Source organism: Micromonospora andamanensis, from assembly GCF_016863495.1.
Taxonomy (GTDB): domain Bacteria; phylum Actinomycetota; class Actinomycetes; order Mycobacteriales; family Micromonosporaceae; genus Micromonospora; species Micromonospora andamanensis.
Genome location: NZ_BOOZ01000003.1, coordinates 461556 through 481327, shown reverse-complemented (window position 1 = coordinate 481327; position 19772 = coordinate 461556). Strand labels below are relative to the sequence as shown.

The window sequence follows — 19772 nt, the reverse complement described above, 5'->3', positions numbered from 1 at the left end:
CCCACCGGCGACGGTGGTGAGGAGCGCGGTGCGGCACAGTCACTGTCAGAGTTGCTGGAGGATCCGCAACGCCCGGTCCACCCGCCGCATGGTCTCCGTGTCGGCGACGTCCACGCACTCGGTGAACCACTTCTTCATCGGCGAGGAGATCCGGTCGGGCATCACCACCCGATCCTCCATCGGCACCGCGAGCGGCGAGTCACGCAGCAGCGCCGCCTCCACCACCTCGGCCACGATCACGATGGGCACGGCCGTCGAGTTGTAGACATCGGAACTGATCACCAAACCGAGGCGCTCCCGGGCGCCTTCGATCCGCCAGACCTCGCCCCTACGCAGCACGCGGCGGACCACCGAAGAGCAGGTCGTCGACCATGCCGACTTCCTGTGCGTCGGCCAGTGCGGCGGATTCCAGATCCAGCCCCGCCCGCCCGACCGCGGCGGCGTGCGCGGCGAAGACCTCGCGCAGCGCCTTCTCCCGGGCCGCCTGGTCCATCCAGGCGGAGAGCGAGAGCCCTTCCCGCTTGGCGAACCGCCGGGCGTCCGCGATCGTCTCGTCAGCGAACGACAGAGTCACCTTGGCTGTCATACCGGCAGACTACCCGCCGGTATGACTTCCAGTCATCCTCGACGTACCGCTCACCCCGGCCGGATGGCGGTTCAGCCAGCGGTCGGCGCTCCCGCAGCGCCGGTTCCGTCCGGCGCGTGGCCGCCGATCACGGCGAAGCGCCACGCCTTGAAGAAGCAGTCCACGTCCGCCAGGCCCGCCTCGGTCAGCCAACGGCACTGCTCCGCCACCGGTGCGGGGCGGTCGTAGGCCATCCGTTGCTCGGCAGCGGCGATCTCGGCGGAATCGGAGCCGAGCGCCGCGACCTGTGCCAGCCAGACCTCGTGGTAGCGCCGGTCCAGTTCCGGGGTCGGGCCGGCCACCTGCTCGGCGTTGACGAAGACCCCACCGGAGATCAGCGCACCTGCCGCCCGCCGGTAGAGGTCACGCTTGGCGGCGTCGTCCAGGTGGTGAATGGCCAACGCGCTGACCACCGCGTCGTAACGCCCGGCGGGCAGCGGGTCAGCCAGGTCGGCCACCACCACCTGGTGCGCGACGCCCCGGCCGGCCAACCGCTCGGCGGCGACGGCAAGCATCTGCGGTGCGGCATCCACAAGGGTCAGCCGCACGCCCGGCACGACTGCGGAGAGTAACGACGAGAGCAGACCGGTTCCGGCGCCGAGATCGAGCACCTCGGGCGTACGCCCGGCCGCCAGGGCGGCCCGCAACTGTGGCGCGGCCACCTCCACGGCGGTGGAGTAGAACGCGTCGAAACAGGGGATCAGCCTGCGGCGCGCGGCGTCGTAGTCGCCCGCCACCGCGTCGAACGCCTTGGCAACGCTCACAACAGCCTCCCATATAACAGGATTACCGTTCCACATTGTAGACCTCGCGAGCCGGCCCTCAGCCGCGGTGCGGTGTGAGCGGCTCTTGACAGGACCGAAACAAACGGGACGCGGACCGGAAACTGCCCAACGGCACGCTTTGCCGACATGACAGACGGTGCACGGCCGGCAACGCCACCGGGGCGGGAGCCCCGGGAGGTGGCCACCCACTGCCCGTACTGTGCCCTCCAGTGCGGGATGATCCTGCGCGAGGAGGACGACGCGGTAAGCGTGCTCCCCCGCCAGTTCCCCACCAACCGGGGCGGCCTGTGCCAGAAGGGCTGGACCTCGGCCGAGCTGCTCAGCCACCCGCAGCGGTTGACAAGTCCCCTGCTGCGCGACCCGGCCAGCGGCGAGCTGCGCCCGGCCAGCTGGGACGCCGCGCTGGACCGGATCACCACAGGCATTCGCGACGTGCAGGAGAAGCACGGCCGCGACGCGGTCGCCGTCTTCGGCGGCGGCGGGCTCACGAACGAGAAGGCGTACGCCCTGGGCCGGTTCGCGCGGGTGGCGCTGGGCACCCGGCACATCGACTACAACGGACGGTTCTGCATGTCGTCGGCGGCTGCCGCCGGCATGCGGGCGTTCGGGGTGGACCGGGGCCTGCCGTTCCCGCTGTCCGACCTCGGTCGGGCGGACACCCTGCTGCTGGTCGGCGCGAACCCGGCGGAGACCATGCCGCCGCTGATGCGCTGGCTGACCGAGCAACGGGAGCGGGGTGGCCGGCTGATCGTGATCGATCCTCGGGTCACCGCCACCGCCCGGCAGGCCGACCTGCACCTGCAACCGCTGCCCGGCACCGACCTGGCGGTGGCAAACGCGCTGCTGCACATCGCCCTGACCGAGGGGTACGTCGACGGCGACTACGTCGCCACCCGTACCACCGGGTTCACCGAGGTGCGGCGCACCGTGGCGGGCTGGTGGCCGGCGCGCGCCGAAGCGCTCTCCGGGGTGCCCGTGGCCGACCTGGAAGAGACCGCGCGGGCCCTCGGCACCGCAGGCCGGGCGATCATCCTCACCGCACGCGGTGCCGAACAGCACGCCAAGGGCGTCGACACCGTCACCGGCTTCGTCAACCTCGCCCTCGCGCTGGGTCTGCCCGGCCGTCCCGGCTCCGGGTACGGCTGCCTCACCGGGCAGGGCAACGGGCAGGGTGGTCGGGAGCACGGGCAGAAGGCCGACCAGCTCCCGGGGTACCGACGCATCGACGATCTGGAGGCCCGCGCCCACGTCGCACAGGTCTGGGGAGTGCCCGCCGACGAGCTGCCCGGGCCGGGCGTACCGGCGTACCAGCTGCTGGACTCGCTCGGCACCGACCAGGGGCCACGGGCGCTGCTGGTGTTCGGCTCGAACCCGGTGGTCTCCGCACCCCGCGCCGCCCGGATCGAGGGCCGCCTGCGCGACCTCGACCTGCTTGTCGTCACCGACTTCCTGCTCTCCGAGACGGCCGCGCTGGCCGACGTGGTACTCCCCACCGCCCAGTGGGCTGAGGAGGACGGCACGATGACCAATCTGGAAGGGCGGGTGCTGCGCCGCCGGGCGCTCCGTCCGCCCCCGGCGGGTGTCCGCACCGACCTGTCGATCCTGACCGCCCTGTCCAGCCGTCTCCGAGCGCCCGGGCGGCAGCCGCCCGACGACCCGCACACGGTTTTCGCCGAGCTGCGCCGCGCCTCGGCCGGTGGCATCGCCGACTACGCCGGGATCAGCTGGGACCGGATCGACGCCGCCGACGGTGTCTACTGGCCGTGCCCGGACGACGAGGGGCCCGACTCCCCCCGGCTCTTCACCTACCGCTTCGCCACCGCCGACGGGTTGGCCCGGTTCCACCCGGTGGAGCACCGACCGGCGGCCGAGGAGGTCTGCGCCGACTATCCGCTGTACTTCACCACCGGCCGGGTGCTCGCCCAGTACCAGTCCGGCACCCAGACGCGCCGGGTGGCCGCGCTGCGCCGGGCGGCCCCCGAGGCGTTCGTGGAGCTGCATCCGGACCTCGCCGAACGGCTGGGCGTCGCCGACGGCGAGCCGGTACGGGTGCTCTCGCGGCGCGGCGAGTTCCAGGCACCGGCCCGGCTCAGCCCGGGCATCCGGCCGGACACCGTCTTCGCGCCGTTCCACTGGGGTGGACGGGCGCGGGCGAACTCCGTCACCAACGACGCCGTCGACCCGATCTCCGGCATGCCGGAGTTCAAGATCTGCGCGGTACGGGTGGAGAAGGCATGACCGGGCACAGCGAGCGGGTCGTGGTGGTCGGCAACGGGATGGCCGGTGCCCGGGTGGCCGCGGAACTGCACGCCCGGGGCGAGGACCTCAAGGTCACCGTACTCGGCGCGGAACCGCACCCCGCGTACAACCGGATCATGCTGTCCACCCTGCTCACCGGCAAGATCGGCGAGTCGGACGTGGAACTGGCGGAGGTCGCCGGACGTGGCGTTGACCTGCGTACCGGGGTGACGGTGAGCGCGATCGAGCGGGCCACCGGCCAGGTACGCACCGACGACGGCGACCGGATCCCGTACCACCACCTGGTCCTCGCCACCGGCAGCCGGGCGGTGGTGCCCGCGCTACCCGGGCTCGACCCGGAGCACCTGCCGGAACGGGTGATCCCGTTCCGCACCCTTGACGACTGCCGGCGCATCCTCGCCCTCACCGGCACCGCCCGGCGCGCCCTGGTGCTCGGCGGTGGGCTGCTCGGCCTGGAGGCCGCCCGAGGGCTGGCCATCCGCGGGCTCGACGTGGGCGTGGTGCACCGGGTGCCGTACCTGATGGACCGTCAGCTCGACCCGGCCGCCGGGGCCGTGCTCGCCGGCACGCTCGCCGGTCTCGGCGTGACCACCCACCTGGCTGTGGAACCGACTGCGGTACACGCCGACGCCGCAGGGGTGCGGCTGGAGCTGTCCGACGGTAGGTCACTCGACGCCGATCTGCTGGTCCTCGCCTGCGGCGTACGCCCGGACACCGCGCTCGCCGCGGCGGCCGGCCTGGCCGTGGACCGGGGTGTGCTCGTCGACGACCGGCTGCGCACCAGCGACCGGCGCATCTCCGCGATCGGCGACTGCGCCCAGCACGACGGCACGCTTACCGGGCTGGTGGCACCGGCCTGGGCGCAGGCCCGGGTGGTGGCCCAGGTGGTGACCGGGCAGGACCCACTGGCCCGGTACCGGCCCCGACCGGCGGTCACCCGACTCAAGGCGGCCGGCATCGATCTCGCCGCGATGGGTGACCCGACGGGTGGCCCCGGCGAGGAGCTGACCTTTGCCGACCCGGCCCGGGGCACGTACGCCTGGTTGCGCATCCACGACGAGCGGTTGGCCGCCGCGATCCTGCTCGGCGACAACCCCTCGGTGGGCACCGTGATCCAACTGTTCGACCGTGGTCACCCGGTGCCCACCGACCGCCGGGCGCTGCTGCTCGGCCGGGCTGTCGGCGGGGCTGTCGCGGCACCGGCCGCGTCACCGGCGCTGATGCCGGACGCGGCCACCGTCTGCCAGTGCAACACGGTGAGCAAGGGCGCTCTCGTGCGGTGTTGGCGGGACGGAGCCCGCACTGTCGACGCCATGGTCGCGGGGACGCGGGCCGGCACCGGCTGCGGCGGATGCCGCGACGCGGTGGCCGGCATCGTCGACTGGTTGTCCAGAACGGATCCGGTGGAGGTGGGGCGATGACCGGCGGAAACGTGGTCGTCATCGGCAACGGCATGGTCGGCCAGCGGTTCGTGGACGCGTTGCGGGCCCGCGACCCACAGGGACTGTGGCGGGTCACGGTGCTCGCCGAGGAGAGCTGGCCGGCGTACGACCGGGTGCGGCTCTCGGCGTACTTCGACGGCGCCGACGAGGAGGACCTGAACCTGCACACGCCGCACGACGGGGTGGAGCTGCGACTCGGCGAGCCGGCCACCGGCGTGGACCGGAGCCGGCGGGTGGTCACCACCACCGTCGGCGAGCACCCGTACGACGTCCTGGTGTTCGCCACCGGGTCGTACCCGTTCGTGCCACCGGTGCCGGGCGCGGACCTGTCAGGTGTCTTCGTCTACCGGACCCTCGACGACCTCGCCGCCATCCGCCGGTACGCGAAGGACCGCCGCACCGGGGCGGTGATCGGGGGCGGGCTGCTCGGCCTGGAGGCGGCGAACGCGCTGCGTCTGCTCGGGCTGACCACAAGCGTCGTGGAGTTCGCCCCACGGCTGATGCCGGTGCAGGTGGACACCGCCGGTGGCGCGATGCTCCGCCGCTACGTCGAGGACCTTGACGTGTCCTGCCACCTGGGCGTGGCCACCACCGCGCTGCGGCCCGGCGCGGACGGGACGGTGGCCGCCCTGGAACTCGCCGACGGCGCGGTGGTCGAGGCCGATCTGGTGGTGGTGGCCGCCGGCATCCGGCCCCGGGACGAACTGGCCCGGGCGGCCGGCCTCGACATCGGTCCGCGCGGTGGCGTGCTCGTCGACGCCGCCTGCCGCACCACCGACGAGCGGATCTACGCGGTCGGCGAGTGCGCGGCGGTCGACGGCACCTGCTACGGCCTGGTCGCCCCCGGTTACGCGATGGCCGAGGTGGTGGCCGACCGGCTGGTCGGTGGCGCCGCCACGTTCCCCGGCGCGGACACCGCCACCAAGCTCAAGCTGCTCGGCGTCGACGTCGCCTCGTTCGGCGACGCGCACGGCGCCACGCCGGGCTGCCTGGACGTCACCTGGACCGACCCGGCCGCCCGGGTGTACGCCAAGCTGGTCCTCTCCGACGACGCGTCGACGCTGCTCGGTGGGGTGCTGGTCGGCGACGCCAGCGCGTACCCGACCCTGCGCGCCAGCGTCGGCGGGCCGCTGCCGGCCGCTCCGCTGGCCCTGCTGGCCGGCGACGACGCGGTGGGAGCCACGGCCGGCGCCCTGCCCGCGACCGCCCAGGTCTGCTCCTGCAACGCGGTGACCCGGGGGGACATCGACTCGGCCATCGCGGACGGCTGCGCCGACGTGGCCGCCCTGAAGACGTGCACCCGGGCCGGCACGAGCTGCGGCTCCTGCGTACCCATGCTCAAGCAGTTGCTCGACGCGGCAGGTGTCGTCCAGTCCAAGGCGCTGTGCGAGCACTTCGACGTCAGCCGGCAGGAGCTGTTCGACATCGTCCGGGTACGCGGCATCAGGACGTTCTCCCGGCTGATCGCCGAGCATGGTCGGGGGCGGGGCTGCGACATCTGCAAACCGGTAGTCGCCTCGATCCTCGCCTCGCTCGGCAACGGTCACATCCTCGACGGCGAGCAGGCCTCGTTGCAGGACACCAACGACCATTTCCTGGCGAACCTGCAACGCGACGGAAGCTACTCGGTGGTGCCCCGGATCCCGGGTGGCGAGATCACCCCGGAGAAGCTGATCGTCATCGGCGAGGTGGCCCGCGACTTCAACCTCTACACCAAGATCACCGGGGGGCAGCGGATCGACCTGTTCGGCGCCCGGGTGGACCAGCTCCCGCAGATCTGGCGACGGCTTGTCGACGCCGGGTTCGAGTCCGGGCACGCGTACGGCAAGGCGCTGCGCACGGTGAAGTCCTGCGTCGGCTCCACCTGGTGCCGCTACGGGGTGCAGGACTCGGTCGGACTGGCCGTCGCCCTGGAACTGCGTTACCGGGGCCTCCGCGCCCCACACAAGATCAAGTCGGCGGTGTCCGGCTGCGCCCGGGAATGCGCCGAGGCCCGCAGCAAGGATTTCGGTGTGATCGCCACGGAAACCGGCTGGAACCTCTACGTCGGCGGCAACGGCGGCTTCCGACCCCGGCACGCCGACCTGTTCGCCACCGACCTGTCCACCGAAGCGCTTGTCACGCTCATCGACAGATTCCTGATGTACTACATCCGTACCGCCGACCGGCTGCAACGCACCGCCGCCTGGATCGAGGCGATGGAGGGTGGCCTGGACCACCTCCGGGCGGTGATCGTGGAGGACTCACTCGGCCTCTGCGCCGAACTCGACGCCGCGATGGCCCGGCACGTGGTGTCCTACTCGGACGAGTGGCGGGACGTGCTGGGCGACGCCGACCGGCTGCGCCGGTTCACCTCGTTCGTCAACGCGCCTGGGGTGCCCGACCCGTCGATCACCTTCGTCACCGAACGCGGACAACCGGTACCCGTCGGCGGACATCCATCCGACGCGCAGGGCCGCCAGCCGGTCGCGCTCGGCCTGCCGGAGGTGCGTCGATGACCGCCGCGACGGTACTGAGCTGGGTCACCGTCTGCCCGCTGGATCGCCTCGACCAGGACCGTGGCGTCGCCGCGCTGGTCGCCGGGGTGCAGGTGGCGATCTTCCGGACCGCGGACGGGCTGTACGCGATCGACAACCTCGACCCGGTCTCCGGGGCGTACGTGCTCTCCCGCGGCATCGTGGGCAGCCGAGGCGAGGTGCCGACGGTCGCGTCGCCGCTGCACAAGCAGGTGTACGACCTGCGCACGGGGGACTGTCTCGACCTGCCGGGCGTCTCGGTCGCCCGGCACCAGGTCCGTTGCCACAACGGCATGGTCGAGGTGCGGCTGCGACAGGAGGGCTGATGCGCGAGGAACTGGCCGGCTTCACCATCGGGGTGACCGCCGACCGGCGGCGGGACGAACTCGCCGCGCTGCTCCAACGGCGCGGTGCCCGGGTGGTGCTCGCCCCCGCCCTGCGGATCGTGCCGCTCGCGGACGACACCGAGTTGCGCGAGGCCACCCGGGCCTGCCTGGAACGGCCACCCGACATCCTGATGGCCAACACAGGCATCGGGATGCGCGGGTGGCTGGAGGCCGCTGAGGGTTGGGGGCTCGCCGAGCCGCTGCGTGGGGTCCTCGGTGACGCGTACGTGGTGGCCCGGGGGCCCAAGGCCCGCGGCGCGATCCGGGCGGCCGGCCTGTACGACCAGTGGTCGCCCGCCTCGGAGAGCTGTGACGAGGTGGTGGACCACCTGCGCCAGCGGGGTGTGTCCGGTCAGGTGATCGCCATGCAGCTGCACGGCGAACGGCAGCCGGAGTGCACCCGTGCGCTGGAGGAGGCGGGTGCCACGGTCATCGAGATCCCGGTCTACCGCTGGGCCCCGCCTACCGACCCGGCGCCGCTGCACCGGCTTGTCGACCTGGTGGCGGGGCGGCTCGTCGACGCGGTCACCTTCACCTCGGCGCCGGCGGTGGAGGCGCTGCTGCGGGCCGCCGGTGATCGTACGGACGCGGTGCTGGACGCGCTGCGCAGTGACGTGCTGGCCAGTTGCGTCGGCCAGGTCACCGCCGAACCGCTGGTCCGGCGCGGGGTGCCGGTGAGCGCGCCGAGCCGGGCCCGGCTCGGCGCGCTGGTCCGCACCATCGTCGACGAACTACCCCGCCGTACGGTGACCATCAAGGTCGCCGGGCATCTGCTCACCCTGCGCGGCCATGCGGCGGTGGTCGACGGTGAGCTGCGGCCACTGGCCCCCGCGCCGATGGCCGTGCTGCGGGCGTTGGCCCAGACCCCGGGGCGGGTGCTGTCGCGTACCGCACTGCTGCGGACGCTGCCCCGGGGTGCCGACGAGCACGCCGTGGAGATGGCGGTGGCCCGGTTGCGGGCCGGGCTGAAGGCACCACGCGTCGTGCAGACGGTGGTCAAGCGGGGCTACCGCCTCCGCGTCGACTGAGGCGGTACGGTCCTCCCGCCGGCCCCGGCCTCGGCCGGACCGGCGGGAGGACGCCGCCAACGCAGGGCCTATCCGACAGGGGTCGGGAAGCCTCGGTCGTGCTCGGCCTGGAGTCGCGCCATGGCGTGCTCGACGACCGTCACCAGAACGCTCTTGACCGACTCCCGCTGCCGGGCGTCGGTCATCACCAACGGCACGTCCGGCGAGATGGCCAACGCCTCGCGCACCTCGTCCAGCTCGTACTGAGGCGCGCCGTCGAACCGGTTGAGCGCGACGACGTACGGCAGGTTGCGGTTCTCGAAGTAGTCGAGCGGGGCGAACGCGTCGGTGATGCGGCGCGTGTCCACAAGTACCGCGGCACCTACCGCACCACGGATGATCTCGTCCCACATGAACCAGAACCGGGTCTGCCCAGGCGTGCCGAAGAGGTACAGGATCAGATCCTGCGCCATGGTGATCCGGCCGAAGTCCATGGCGACCGTGGTGGTCTCCTTGCCCGGCACCTTGGACGGGTCGTCGATGCCGACGCCGGCCGAGGTCATCACCGCCTCGGTGGTCAACGGTGTGATCTCGGAGATCGCACCGACAAGCGTGGTCTTACCGACACCGAAGCCACCCGCGACGACGATCTTCGCGGAGATGATTCCCCGGCTCTGGCGGGCCCCGGCGGGGTCATAGCTCGCGAAGTCCACTCAGCACCCTTCCCAGCATTTCCATCCGCTCCTCGTAACCTGTGGCGGGAGCGGCCGTCTGTAGCGTCAACAGGCCCTCGGCCACCATGTCGGCGACCAGCACCCGGGCGACACCCAGCGGTAGCCGGGTGTACGCGGCGATTTCCGCCAGCGACTCGGGCCGGCCCTCGCAGACCATGGCGATGCGATGCTTGTCGTGCCCGGCGAAACGTGACTCGGCGATCTGCGTGGGGCTGGCCACCAACACCGCTTCCAGGGCGATGTCCTGCAACGGCTCGGTCCGGCCCCGGGTGACCGCGTACGGCCGGACCAGCGCACCTCGTGGGTCACGCTGCCGCTCCATCCGCGATCACCTCCTCTGCCTTCCGCCGGTCTGGTGCACCCGTTACGACCGCACCGCGTCCCGGGGCAGCGGCACCAGCGCCGCACCGACCCGTTCCACGAGCAGCGCCATCTCGTAGCCCACCTGGCCGACGTCGCAGCTGCGCGCCGCGAGCACCGCCATCGACGACCCGTCACTGATGGACATCAGGAACAGGTAGCCACTGTCCATTTCGATCACTGTCTGCAACACCCCGCCGGCGCTGAACATCCGCGCGGCACCCTCGGTCAGGCTCACCACACCGGAGGTGATCGCGGCGAGCTGGTCCGCCCGGTCGGTCGGCAGGTCCCGGGAGGAGGCGAGCAACAGCCCGTCCGCGGACACCGCCACCACGTGGGCGATGCCTGCCACGCTGTCGGCGAAGTTGCTGAGCAGCCAACCCATGTCCTGTATGGCCGCTGGCCTGTTCATCGGCTCGTCTCCTTGGTCGAGGTGCTGTTCTGACTCACTCCGGCCATCCGGCCACGCTGGACGCCTCGGTGGTAGGCCGACAGCAGACCGCGTACTTCGTCGGGGGTCCGGCGGCCGTGCTCACGCCCGCCGCGTGGCTCGATGCCACCCGGCACGAGCTGTGCCTGGGGCACCCGCACCGGAAGCCCTGACCGGGTCGTACCGGCGGGGGTGGGCTCGGCCGCCCGACTGGCCCGTGACCAGCCCTCGTCGGCCGCCGTCCGCCAGGCGTCGTCCTCCGGTTGACCCGCTTCGGGCCGGGCGGACTGCGGTGGCGCGGACGGTGGTGGCGGCGGGGGCGGGGTCGGCGGCGCGCTCGGCGCCGGACCGGTCGTGCTGACGGACGAGGCAGTGTACGACGGTGGCGGCGCGGACGGTGCGGCGGCGGCCGTACCGGGCGTCCGCGTCGGTGCCGGCGCGGGCGTCGCGGCGGCAGCCGCACCCGGCGTACGGGTCGGCAACGGACTCCGTCCCCTGGTCGGCTCGACCGGGGGCGCCGGTGGTCCGGCGGCCGGCTGCGGGGCCGGTTCGTCGAACTGGGGCCGGCTGAAGATCGTGGTGACGTCGTTGCCGTGCGACCGGAACCAGACCGCCTCCATCTCCCGGAAGATGGGCGCTTCGGAGGTCTGCTCGGGTGGGACGGTGATCGGCCGCGTCGGGGGTGGAGCGGTGGCGGCCAGGCTGGCGCCCAGCCCACGGAACCCGGAGCCGTCGAAACCGGTACCGCCGGGTTGCTGGCCGGCGGTCGGCGCGAATCCGGTAGGTGCGGCCACCCCCGCACCCGCGACCGGTCCCACCGGCAGCCCGGGCGCGGCGGCCTGGCTGTGGTCGCCGGCACCCCGGCTCGGCAGCGGGTCCAGGGTGGGTTGCGCGACAGTCGGCGTACCCGCGTTGAATCCGCTGAAGGCGGGCGGCGGTGTACGGGTCGGCGGCGGGTCCGCCGGGGTGGCCCCCGTCCCCGGCCAGGTCGGGCCGGAGGACGTGCCGTTGTGCCACCTGTCGACAAGGGTCGCGGTGCTGCCGCGCCCCGTGGCCCCGGCCGGATCGCCGAGGCCCACCGACGCGAGTGGGGGCTGCTCGACCGCGAGCGGCTGCCGGGGCCGGGTGATCGCCTGGTCGCGGCCCCGCAGGCTGGGCAGCACCACGGTGGCGGCGGGCAGGGTGACCTGGGCGACAGTGCCGCCCTCGACATTGCGGCGCAGCTCGACCCGGATGCCGTAGCGGGCCGCCAGCCGGCTGACCACCGCCAGACCCATCAGGCGGAACGCCGCGACGTCGACAGTGGACGGCGCGGACAGCCGCCGGTTGAGCGAGTCCAACTGCTCGTCGGTGAGGCCGAGACCCCGGTCCTCGATCTGGATGAGCACGTAGTCCCGGATCCGCCGCCCGTCGGCGACGACAGTGGTGTTCGGCGGCGAGAAGCGGGTGGCGTTGTCGAGCAGTTCGGCCACCAGCCGTACCACGTCGTTCACCGCGTGGGCGGCCACCGACACGTCGGTGTCGACGGTGCCGAACTCGATCCGGTTGTAGAGCTCGACCTCGGACTGCGCGGCCCGCAGCACGTCCACCAGCAGGGCGTCGTCGCGTCGCGGCACGGCCGAGTCCGCTCCGGCCAGCACGAGCAGGTTCTCGTCGTTGCGGCGCATCCGGGTGGCGAGGTGGTCGAGTTCGAAGAGCTGCGCGAGCCGCTTCGGGTCCTCCTCGCCGCGCTCGATCGCGTCCAGCTCGCCGATCATGCGGTCGACCAGGGTCTGACTACGCCGGGCCAGGTTCAGGAACATCGCCGAGACGCTGGTCCGCAGGGCCGCCTGTTCGGCCGCGACCCGGACCGCCTCCCGGTGCACGACGTTGAAGGCCAGGGCGACCTGCCCCACCTCGTCGCGGTTGTTGAGCTGGATCGGGTCGCGTACCTCGCGGACGATCTCGTCGACGCTGCCGTCGCTGACGTTGCCCATCCCCTGTAGCCGCCGCACCGCCTCCGGCAGGTCGTGGTTCGCCACGGAGAGCGCGCCCTCCCGCAGCCGGCGCAGGGAGTGGTTCAACGAGCGGGCCAGCACCACGGCCAGGGTCACCGCGATGATCAGCGTGAGCAGCACCAGCGTCGTCTCGACGACGGCCTGCTGGATGACGTCCGAACGGGCCTGCTCGGCCTGGTCGAGCAGGCGGCTCTGCAACTCGATCTCGGCCCACCGCATCAGCTCGTTTACCGCGCCGATCGCTGCCGTGGCTTCCTGCGCGGTGAACGGCGCGCGCTGGTTGACCGACCGGGTGAGATCGGTGGCGATCCGGTCGGCAAGCACCACCGCGTCACCGGAAACGGTGCTCTCGACAAGCGCCCGCTGCGCCGGGTCGGCGGCGAGCGAGAAGGCCACGAGCGCCTCCTGCTGCCCGGTGAGGGTGGCCACGAAGGAGGAGAACTGCTCGTTGTCCAGTCGGCCGGCGCTGAGTGCGGTGAAGGCGACCGCCTCCTCTTCGGCCACTGCCGCCTTCGCCCGGGCGAAGGCGGCGACCGCCCGGCGGGTGTCACCTAGTTCCTCGTCGCCGGGCAGCTGGGCCAGCCCGTCGCCGTACGCGACCAGGTCGTTGAGGACCACGCCGTAGCGCAACGCCGCCTCGGCTACCTCCATCTGCTGGCGGGCGAGCACCTCCTGCCGGGTGCCGTCGAGGGTGTCCAGGTGTGCGTCGATGGCCGCGAGCCGGTCCCGTACCGCGGCCGGCGCATCATCGATCTCGGCTCGCTCCGCGCGGTACTCGTCGATCCGCTGCTGGGTCTCCCGGACCCGCAGGTTGTACGCGTCGGCCCGCTGCTGCGGTGCGGCGAGGAAGGCCGCCGCCGCCATCCGCTCGGCGTGCAACTCGTTCGTCAATGCGGAGACGTCGATGGACAGGGCCGTGAGAGCGCGGGCCTGGCTCGCGTCGTAGGCACCCTCACCAACGGAGACCAGGCGTACCGTGGCCAGCGCGATGACCGCCGCCACCGGCACGACGAGGATCAGCGCCAGCTTGGACCGGATCCGGGCGTCGCGCAGCCGGGGCAGCCGACCGCCGTTTTTCGGCGCGGCGTCACCGCTGGCGGGCAGGGTCGTCGGTCCGGTGCTCACGACATCGCCTCCGTCGTTTTCTTCCCGCCAGAACCGCCGACCCGTGCGCCGGGCGACGGCCGGCGCCACGCGCGGCACGGCCGCGATTTCATCAGACGAGATCGTGTTTGGGAAGCCGCAGGAGGGCAGGAAACGGTCGGACGGCACGCAACCCGTGATCCGGTCAACTAATACCTACATTTCCACAGCGCCCCTGAACAGGGCATGTAACTCCAGAGTGGCCATACGTGTCGCCACAGTGAGCATTTGAAAACATTTGGTTACACCAACATGTGGGATCGGTGTCCCGAAACGTCATCGCTGACTCGCTTGACCGCAGCGCCCGGCATTGGCAAGGTTTTGCAGGCTTCGCGCACACGGTACGGCAGCGCCGTCTCATTATCCACAGAGGACGGACGCGCCGCCGGTGACCGGGCCCCGCCCGTGCCGCATCAGGAGGACAGAGTTGACCCCCTTCCGCTCCGCGACCGCCACGGCGCTCGTGTCGACAGTGCTCGCCACCACCCTCGTCGGCTGTCAGTTCGGCGGGGACGAGCAGGACACGAGCCCGATCGTGATCGCCGCCGACCTGGAACTCTCCGGGGCTGCGGCCGGGGTCGGCAAGGCGTACCGGCAGGCCCTGGAACTGAAGCGCGATCAGTTGAACGCCTCCGGCGCGCTCAACGGCCGCACTGTCGAACTATTGTTGAAGGACAACCGATCCGACGCCAGTGAGTCGCTGCGGAACATCGTCGACTTCAGCAACGATAAGCGGGTCACCGCCATCATCATGGGCGGCTGCAACGAATGCGCTGTCGGCGCGGTGCGCACGGTGAATGAGAACCAGATCCCGACCGTCGCGCTCGCCGCGGCCGGCGCTGTGGTGAACCCGGTCGCGGAACGTCGCTACATGTTCAAACTGGCCCCCAACGCCGACGACAACGCGGGGGCGCTCACCGTCGAACTGCGTCGCCGCAACGTCGACACGGTCGGTCTCCTGCGCAGCGACGACGCGTACGGCCAGGAGGGTGCCACCGCCCTGCGCCGCGAGTTCAGCAAGGTCGGCATTCAGGTGCTGGCCGAGGCGACCGTCCGTGGCACCGACACGGAGCTGGACGGGCAGGCCGGCCGACTGGCCTCGGCCGACCCCGACGCGCTGGTCATCTGGACCCCGCCGGAGCAGGCGATGCTCGCCTCCAGCGCGGTCAAGCGGGCCGACTACACAGGCGCCCTGTTCCTGGACGCCTCGGCTGCGGGCGACCTCTTCCTCGGGCCGGCCGCCAGGTCCGCGGAACGGGCCACCCTGGTCTTCACCCAGACGATGGTGATCGACGACGTGATCGCGACCACCCCCGCGAAGGCCGCACGCCGTCAGTGGTTCCAGGACTACACGGCCCGCTTCGGTGGATACCACGGCTCCGCCTCGTTCGCCGCTGACGCGATCCAGCTGATCGCCGACGCGGAGCTGCGGGCCGGCGGACCCGTCGGCGAGGTCGACCGGAACCGCCTCCGCGACGTGCTGGAGACGTCCCAGATGGACGGCCTGTCCGGCCCGATCCGGATGACGCCCGACAACCACTCCGGACTGATGCCGCAGGCGCTGACGACCCTGATCGCCCGCAACGGCAGGTGGCGTCTGGCAGGCTGAGCCGGACCGGCCGGCTCAGCGGCTGGACGTGGTTTCCCGCAGCCAGGGCAGGCTGCGCCGCTCGATGACGACAAGCGCGGCGTAGAGCAGGATGCTGACCAGGGCGACGAGGATGATCGCGGCCCACGCGGTGGCGGTGTCGCCGATGCCGGCGTACTGCTGGATCACGTAGCCGAGGCCACCCTCGCCGGCCTGGAACTCGCCGATCACGGCACCGATCGCGGCCAGTGGCATGGCGACCTTCAGGCCCACGAAGATCTGCGGAAGCGCGGCCGGGAAGCGAACCTTGCGGAACGCCTGCCAACGGGAGGCGTTCCAGGAACGCACCAGTTCGGCCAGTTCGGCCGGGGTGGTGGTCAGGCCGGTGGCGGTGGACAGCACGATCGGGAAGAAGCAGAGCAGGAAGACCATTGTGAGGATCGGCTTCTGGCCCCAACCGAGCGCCACCACCAGCAGTGGGCCCAGAGTGATCTTCGGGACCGCGTTGACCGCGACAAGCAGCGGGGTGAACATCCGCTCGACGGTCCGGGAGGCGGCCAGCGCCAGGCCGATCAGCACCCCGGCCACCGCGGAGAGCGCGAACCCGATCAGGATCTCGCCGGTGGTGGCGACGGTGTGCTCCAGCAGCCGGGCCGGTCGGTCGGAGAAAGCCGCGAGCACGTCGCCGGGCGGCGGCAGGGCAGCCGGGTGGATCAGCTCCAGCCGGGCCACCAGCCACCAGAGGCCGAGCGCGACGAGCAGCCCGGCGACCGGGAGCAACGCCGCCGTCGTACCGGAGCGCAGGTCGCCCGCTCGCCACCGTCGGCCACCCGGTGCGGCCGGGGACTGCTCGGGTGCGAGCGTCGCCTCCGGCTCCCGTGGTCGGACGTAGGTCATCGGATCCTCCTGCGGTTCGGCGCCTTCGTGTCGGGGAGCGGAGTACGCCGCACCGCCGATGCGGTGCGGCGTACTCCGTGCGGTGATACCGGGCGACCTCAGGCCTTCGGTGCCAGGTTGAAGTCGATGATCTGGTCGGGGGTGAGGTCCGACTTCAGGGCGCCGGCACCGCGCAGGATCGCGATGCTCTTGGCGACCCGGCCGCTGTCCAGCGTGCCCAGCGCGGTGCCGGAGTTGCTGGAGCGGACGTACCCGGCCATCAGCTGCAACTCGGCGGCGGCTGCCGCGGGCACGACCGCCTCGGCGTTCTTGGCCAGGATCTCGGCCGCCTCCTGCGGGTTCGCCAGGGCGTACTCCAGGCCCTTGAGCAGCGCCTCGCTGAACCGCTTGACCTGCTCCGGCTTCTCGCTGGCGTACTGCTTCGAGGTGATCAGCACGTTGCCGTAGAGGTCCTGCATCACGTTGCTGTACGGCAGCAGGACCGCCCTCTTCTTGGTCACCGCCTCGATGGTCGGCTGGCCGACCACGAACTGGCCGATGCCGTCCACCGATCCGGAGGCCAGCGTGCCCATCAGGGTCTGCGCCTCGCCGTTGACCCACTTCACCTTGGTGTAGTCGATGCCGGCCATCCGCGCGTACGTCGGGAAGAGGTTGCGGACCACCGAGCCGGGAGTGTCGGCGAGAGTCTTGCCCTCCAGGTCCTTCGGGGTGGTGATGCCCGTGCCGTCGACGGTGGCGATGGCCGCCATGGTGCGCTGCTGGATGGCGGCGACCGCGACGAAGTCCTTGGCGTCACCGTTGCCGAGCTGGAGCAGGCCACCGGTCAGGTCGATCGGGCCGAACTGGGCCTGACCGCCGACGACGGTCTGGATCACGGCACCGGTGCCCTGCCCGGGCTTGATCTCGACGTCGAAGCCGGCCTCCTTGAAGTAGCCCTTCTCCTTGGCCACCCAGGCGTAGGAGTCGCGCCCGAAGTTGCCGAACGAGGTGAGGTAGGTCACCTTCTCCAGCGACGAGCCGACGTCGCTGCCGTCCGCGTCATCCGAGCCGCTGCTGCACGCGGAGACCAGGGCGAGGGCGGTGGCCATCGTGGCCGCGGCGACCGTGCGGGTCAGCCTTCTCATCAGTGCACCTTGTCCTTTCCAACCGGGGCGTCGGGCCGCCGGGAGGGAGTTGTCGGGGGCGGCACCGGCAGCCGGATGCAAGCCGACACCGCGTATCGAGGGGGACTCTCGCGGGCACAGCGTACGAGAACCACACAGTTGCGACGCCAGGCGTACCGGGTTGCGGAACGGAAACAAAGTGATGTCCACCCCGGACGGTGCGATACGGGACCGAGGCCGATAGCCTTTGCCAGTTCCTGACTTTCCACTCAGGGGAGGCCCGTCGGCGATGATCCGACTCTCCGAGGTGTCCCGCACCTTCGACGGCCGCGCCGGCCGGGTCGAGGCGTTGCGGGGCATCGACCTCGACGTCGCCGAGGGTGAGTTCGTCGCGGTCCTCGGCCGCTCCGGGTGCGGCAAGTCCACCCTGCTGCGGCTGATCTCCGGCCTGATCCCGGTCACCTCCGGCGAGGTCACCGTCGCCGGCAAGCCGGTCACCGGCCCACGCCGGGACATCGCCATGCTGTTCCAGCGGCCGGCCCTGCTCCCCTGGCGCACCGTCCTGGACAACGTCCTGCTGCCGGTGGAGATCTTCGGCTGGAAGCGGGCTCAGCACCGTGACCGGGCCCGGGACCTGCTCGACGTGGCCGGGTTGTCCGGCTTCGAGAAGCGGCTGCCACACGAGCTGTCCGGTGGCATGCAGCAGCGGGTCTCGCTGTGCCGGTCGCTGATCGGCGACCCCCGGGTGATGCTGATGGACGAACCCTTCTCCGCGCTCGACGCGCTCACCCGTGAGGAACTCGCCGGCGAACTCCAGCGGGTACACATGCGCAACGGCGCAACTGTCGTCTTCGTCACCCACTCCATCGACGAGGCGGTGCTGCTCGCCGACCGGGTGGTGGTGCTCAGCCCCCGCCCCGGCCGCGTCCGCAAGGTCGTCGAGGTGACGATTCCCCGCCCGCGCACCCTGGGTCGCAACGCGCACCTGGCGGACGTCGCCCGGGTCAGTGCCGACCTGCACGAACTGCTTATGGAACGCGACCAGCCGGCGGAAGCCGTTGCGGAGGGACGATGAGCGAGCAGGGCGAGCGAATCATTCGGCTCAGTGCGATGGTGCCTCATCGCGGCGCCGAGCGCAGCGAGGTGGCGTGGTGAGCATGCGGGTTGCCGTCTTCACCGAGCCGCACCGGGGCGCCACCTACGACGATCAGCTCCGCTTCGCCCGGCTCGCCGAACAGGGCGGTTTCGACGCCTTCCTCCGGGCCGACCACTACCAGGCGATGGGCGACGAACCGGCCCCACCCGGGCCGACCGACGCCTGGCTGACCCTGGCGGCGCTCGCCCGGGAGACCAGCCGGATCCGGTTGGGCACGCTCGTCACCTCGGCGACCTTCCGGCTGCCCGGCCCGCTGGCGGTGATGGTGGCCCAGGTCGACCAGATGAGCGGCGGCCGGGTCGAGCTGGGCATCGGCGCCGGCTGGTACGCCCGGGAGCACGTCTCGTACGGCATCCCGTTCCCCAGCACCAGCGAACGTTTCGACAGGCTCGCCGAGCAGCTCGACGTGATCACCGGCCTGTGGCGCACCCCGTCCGGCGGGACCTTCAGCTACGACGGTGACCACTACCGGCTCACCGACTGTCCGGCCCTGCCCAGACCGGTGCAGACGCCGGGCCCACCGGTGATCGTCGGTGGGCGGGGCCCGAAGCGCACCCCGGAACTCGCCGCCCGGTACGCCGACGAGTTCAACGTCCCGTTCACAAGCGTCGAGCAGGCGCGCGAGGCGTACGAACGGGTGCAGGAGGCGTGTCACCGGGTCGACCGCCCCGGCACCGGGCGCAAGCCGTTGACCCTCTCGGCCGGGATCGTGGTGGCGATCGGCCGTACCGACAGCGAGGCCCGTCGGCGAGCGGCGCCGCTGCACGTCAAGAGCGCCCTGCCGCCCGAGGACCCGGTGGTCGGCTCACCACAGCAACTTGTCGACCGGATCGGCGAGTTCGCGGCGATCGGCGCCACCCGGGTGCACCTCCGCCTGATCGAACTCACCGACCTGGACCACCTGGAGCTAATCGCCGCCGAGGTGCTCCCCCGACTGGACGGAACCCGATGACCGAGACGCCGCCCGAGGTCTCCACGCTCGACCCCGCACAGGCGCTCGGCCCGGTGGGGCAGGAGATCGTCTTCGAGAACGACCGGGTCCGGGTCTGGCACATCCGGTTGGCGCCCGGTGAACGCCAGCCGCTGCACCGGCACGACCACCCCTACCTCGTGGTGGCCGTTCAGGGCGCGAAGAACCTCATCCAGACCGTCGACGGCGTGCGGATCGACGCCGACGAGCCGACAGGCGGGGTGGTCTACCGCGATCCGGGTGCGGTGCACATGCTCACGAACGTCGGCGACACGACATACCTGGCCCGGCTGGTCGAGCTCAAGTAGACCCGCCGCGAGCAGGTCATACGTCCGTCCACGGCGTGCCGGTGGCGATTGGTGGAAACGGACCGT

General features: G+C 71.7%; 18 protein-coding genes. 9 read left to right on the top strand and 9 right to left on the bottom strand.

The annotated features are described in order from the left end of the window. Window positions 1-45: 45 nt before the first annotated feature. From Van01_RS04760 to Van01_RS04750, 3 genes are all read right to left on the bottom strand, one after another. Window positions 46-351 (bottom strand): type II toxin-antitoxin system PemK/MazF family toxin, encoded by a 306-nt coding sequence (locus Van01_RS04760; RefSeq protein ID WP_204000443.1) that lies wholly within the window; start codon window positions 349-351, stop codon window positions 46-48. Beyond that, window positions 329-586: a hypothetical protein gene (locus tag Van01_RS04755; RefSeq protein WP_099849667.1), complete on the bottom strand. Its 258-nt coding sequence runs from the start codon at window positions 584-586 to the stop codon at window positions 329-331. The genes Van01_RS04760 and Van01_RS04755 overlap by 23 nt, the downstream gene beginning before the upstream one ends. 71 nt (window positions 587-657) lie before the next feature. Next, entirely contained in the window at window positions 658-1389 is a 732-nt protein-coding gene (locus tag Van01_RS04750) for a class I SAM-dependent methyltransferase (protein ID WP_204000440.1), read from the bottom strand. 147 nt (window positions 1390-1536) lie between these two features. Between Van01_RS04750 and Van01_RS04745 the strand changes: the two genes are divergently transcribed. The 5 genes from Van01_RS04745 to Van01_RS04725 are packed head-to-tail and all read left to right on the top strand — an operon-like array spanning window position 1537 to window position 9041. Beyond that, window positions 1537-3648 carry a molybdopterin oxidoreductase family protein gene (locus Van01_RS04745; RefSeq protein ID WP_204000437.1) on the top strand — a complete coding sequence of 704 codons (2112 nt, stop codon included), beginning with the start codon at window positions 1537-1539 and terminating at the stop codon, window positions 3646-3648. Then, the gene (locus Van01_RS04740; protein ID WP_204000434.1) at window positions 3645-5090 is read left to right on the top strand and encodes an FAD-dependent oxidoreductase; all 1446 of its coding nucleotides are present in this window, start codon (window positions 3645-3647) and stop codon (window positions 5088-5090) included. The genes Van01_RS04745 and Van01_RS04740 overlap by 4 nt, the downstream gene beginning before the upstream one ends. Next, complete coding sequence (nirB, locus tag Van01_RS04735; protein WP_204000431.1) at window positions 5087-7609, top strand: nitrite reductase large subunit NirB; 2523 nt, start codon at window positions 5087-5089, stop codon at window positions 7607-7609. Before Van01_RS04740 ends, nirB begins: the two co-directional genes overlap by 4 nt. Then, window positions 7606-7953 carry a nitrite reductase small subunit NirD gene (gene nirD, locus Van01_RS04730; RefSeq protein ID WP_204000428.1) on the top strand — a complete coding sequence of 116 codons (348 nt, stop codon included), beginning with the start codon at window positions 7606-7608 and terminating at the stop codon, window positions 7951-7953. Before nirB ends, nirD begins: the two co-directional genes overlap by 4 nt. After that, the gene (locus tag Van01_RS04725) at window positions 7953-9041 is read left to right on the top strand and encodes a uroporphyrinogen-III synthase (protein WP_204000425.1); all 1089 of its coding nucleotides are present in this window, start codon (window positions 7953-7955) and stop codon (window positions 9039-9041) included. Before nirD ends, Van01_RS04725 begins: the two co-directional genes overlap by 1 nt. A gap of 68 nt (window positions 9042-9109) precedes the next feature. Here Van01_RS04725 and Van01_RS04720 read toward each other — a convergent pair whose 3' ends face one another. Genes Van01_RS04720 through Van01_RS04705 form a run of 4 tightly spaced genes read right to left on the bottom strand, consistent with a single transcriptional unit; the run spans window position 9110 to window position 13666 of the window. After that, window positions 9110-9733, bottom strand: a complete 624-nt coding sequence (locus Van01_RS04720) for a GTP-binding protein (RefSeq protein WP_099849653.1) — start codon at window positions 9731-9733, stop codon at window positions 9110-9112. After that, entirely contained in the window at window positions 9714-10076 is a 363-nt protein-coding gene (locus Van01_RS04715; RefSeq protein WP_093403660.1) for a DUF742 domain-containing protein, read from the bottom strand. The genes Van01_RS04720 and Van01_RS04715 overlap by 20 nt, the downstream gene beginning before the upstream one ends. Window positions 10077-10118: 42 nt before the next feature. Continuing rightward, complete coding sequence (locus Van01_RS04710; RefSeq protein ID WP_099849649.1) at window positions 10119-10526, bottom strand: roadblock/LC7 domain-containing protein; 408 nt, start codon at window positions 10524-10526, stop codon at window positions 10119-10121. Continuing rightward, window positions 10523-13666, bottom strand: a complete 3144-nt coding sequence (locus tag Van01_RS04705) for a sensor histidine kinase (RefSeq protein ID WP_204000423.1) — start codon at window positions 13664-13666, stop codon at window positions 10523-10525. Before Van01_RS04705 ends, Van01_RS04710 begins: the two co-directional genes overlap by 4 nt. A 445-nt stretch (window positions 13667-14111) precedes the next feature. Here Van01_RS04705 and Van01_RS04700 point away from each other — a divergent pair, with 445 nt between their 5' ends. Beyond that, the gene (locus tag Van01_RS04700) at window positions 14112-15293 is read left to right on the top strand and encodes an ABC transporter substrate-binding protein (RefSeq protein ID WP_204000420.1); all 1182 of its coding nucleotides are present in this window, start codon (window positions 14112-14114) and stop codon (window positions 15291-15293) included. 15 nt (window positions 15294-15308) lie between these two features. On the opposite strand, the gene Van01_RS04695 is transcribed toward Van01_RS04700, so the two are convergent. Continuing rightward, a complete protein-coding gene (locus Van01_RS04695; protein WP_204000416.1) occupies window positions 15309-16169 on the bottom strand; it encodes an ABC transporter permease in 861 nt (286 codons plus the stop codon). Between the two features lie 98 nt (window positions 16170-16267). After that, window positions 16268-17293, bottom strand: coding sequence for an ABC transporter substrate-binding protein (locus Van01_RS04690; RefSeq protein WP_204000413.1), 1026 nt, complete (start codon window positions 17291-17293; stop codon window positions 16268-16270). 268 nt (window positions 17294-17561) lie between these two features. Between Van01_RS04690 and Van01_RS04685 the strand changes: the two genes are divergently transcribed. The 3 genes from Van01_RS04685 to Van01_RS04675 all read left to right on the top strand — a co-directional run bounded on the left by Van01_RS04685 (window position 17562) and on the right by Van01_RS04675 (window position 19706). Continuing rightward, window positions 17562-18347, top strand: coding sequence for an ABC transporter ATP-binding protein (locus Van01_RS04685; protein WP_204000387.1), 786 nt, complete (start codon window positions 17562-17564; stop codon window positions 18345-18347). Between the two features lie 82 nt (window positions 18348-18429). Next, a complete protein-coding gene (locus Van01_RS04680) occupies window positions 18430-19380 on the top strand; it encodes an LLM class F420-dependent oxidoreductase (protein ID WP_204000637.1) in 951 nt (316 codons plus the stop codon). Further along, window positions 19377-19706 carry a cupin domain-containing protein gene (locus tag Van01_RS04675; protein ID WP_204000385.1) on the top strand — a complete coding sequence of 110 codons (330 nt, stop codon included), beginning with the start codon at window positions 19377-19379 and terminating at the stop codon, window positions 19704-19706. Before Van01_RS04680 ends, Van01_RS04675 begins: the two co-directional genes overlap by 4 nt. Window positions 19707-19772 lie beyond the last annotated feature (66 nt).

Bases quoted from the DNA above. Each gene is read 5' to 3' on its own strand.
- Van01_RS04725 (WP_204000425.1), top strand. From the start codon at position 7,953: ATGCGCGAGGAACTGGCCGGCTTCACCATCGGGGTGACCGCCGACCGG.
- nirD (WP_204000428.1), top strand. From the start codon at position 7,606: ATGACCGCCGCGACGGTACTGAGCTGGGTCACCGTCTGCCCGCTGGAT.
- nirB (WP_204000431.1), top strand. From the start codon at position 5,087: ATGACCGGCGGAAACGTGGTCGTCATCGGCAACGGCATGGTCGGCCAG.
- Van01_RS04740 (WP_204000434.1), top strand. From the start codon at position 3,645: ATGACCGGGCACAGCGAGCGGGTCGTGGTGGTCGGCAACGGGATGGCC.
- Van01_RS04680 (WP_204000637.1), top strand. From the start codon at position 18,430: ATGCGGGTTGCCGTCTTCACCGAGCCGCACCGGGGCGCCACCTACGAC.
- Van01_RS04745 (WP_204000437.1), top strand. From the start codon at position 1,537: ATGACAGACGGTGCACGGCCGGCAACGCCACCGGGGCGGGAGCCCCGG.
- Van01_RS04715 (WP_093403660.1), bottom strand. From the start codon at position 10,076: ATGGAGCGGCAGCGTGACCCACGAGGTGCGCTGGTCCGGCCGTACGCG.
- Van01_RS04755 (WP_099849667.1), bottom strand. From the start codon at position 586: ATGACAGCCAAGGTGACTCTGTCGTTCGCTGACGAGACGATCGCGGAC.
- Van01_RS04695 (WP_204000416.1), bottom strand. From the start codon at position 16,169: ATGACCTACGTCCGACCACGGGAGCCGGAGGCGACGCTCGCACCCGAG.
- Van01_RS04710 (WP_099849649.1), bottom strand. From the start codon at position 10,526: ATGAACAGGCCAGCGGCCATACAGGACATGGGTTGGCTGCTCAGCAAC.
- Van01_RS04685 (WP_204000387.1), top strand. From the start codon at position 17,562: ATGATCCGACTCTCCGAGGTGTCCCGCACCTTCGACGGCCGCGCCGGC.
- Van01_RS04690 (WP_204000413.1), bottom strand. From the start codon at position 17,293: ATGAGAAGGCTGACCCGCACGGTCGCCGCGGCCACGATGGCCACCGCC.
- Van01_RS04675 (WP_204000385.1), top strand. From the start codon at position 19,377: ATGACCGAGACGCCGCCCGAGGTCTCCACGCTCGACCCCGCACAGGCG.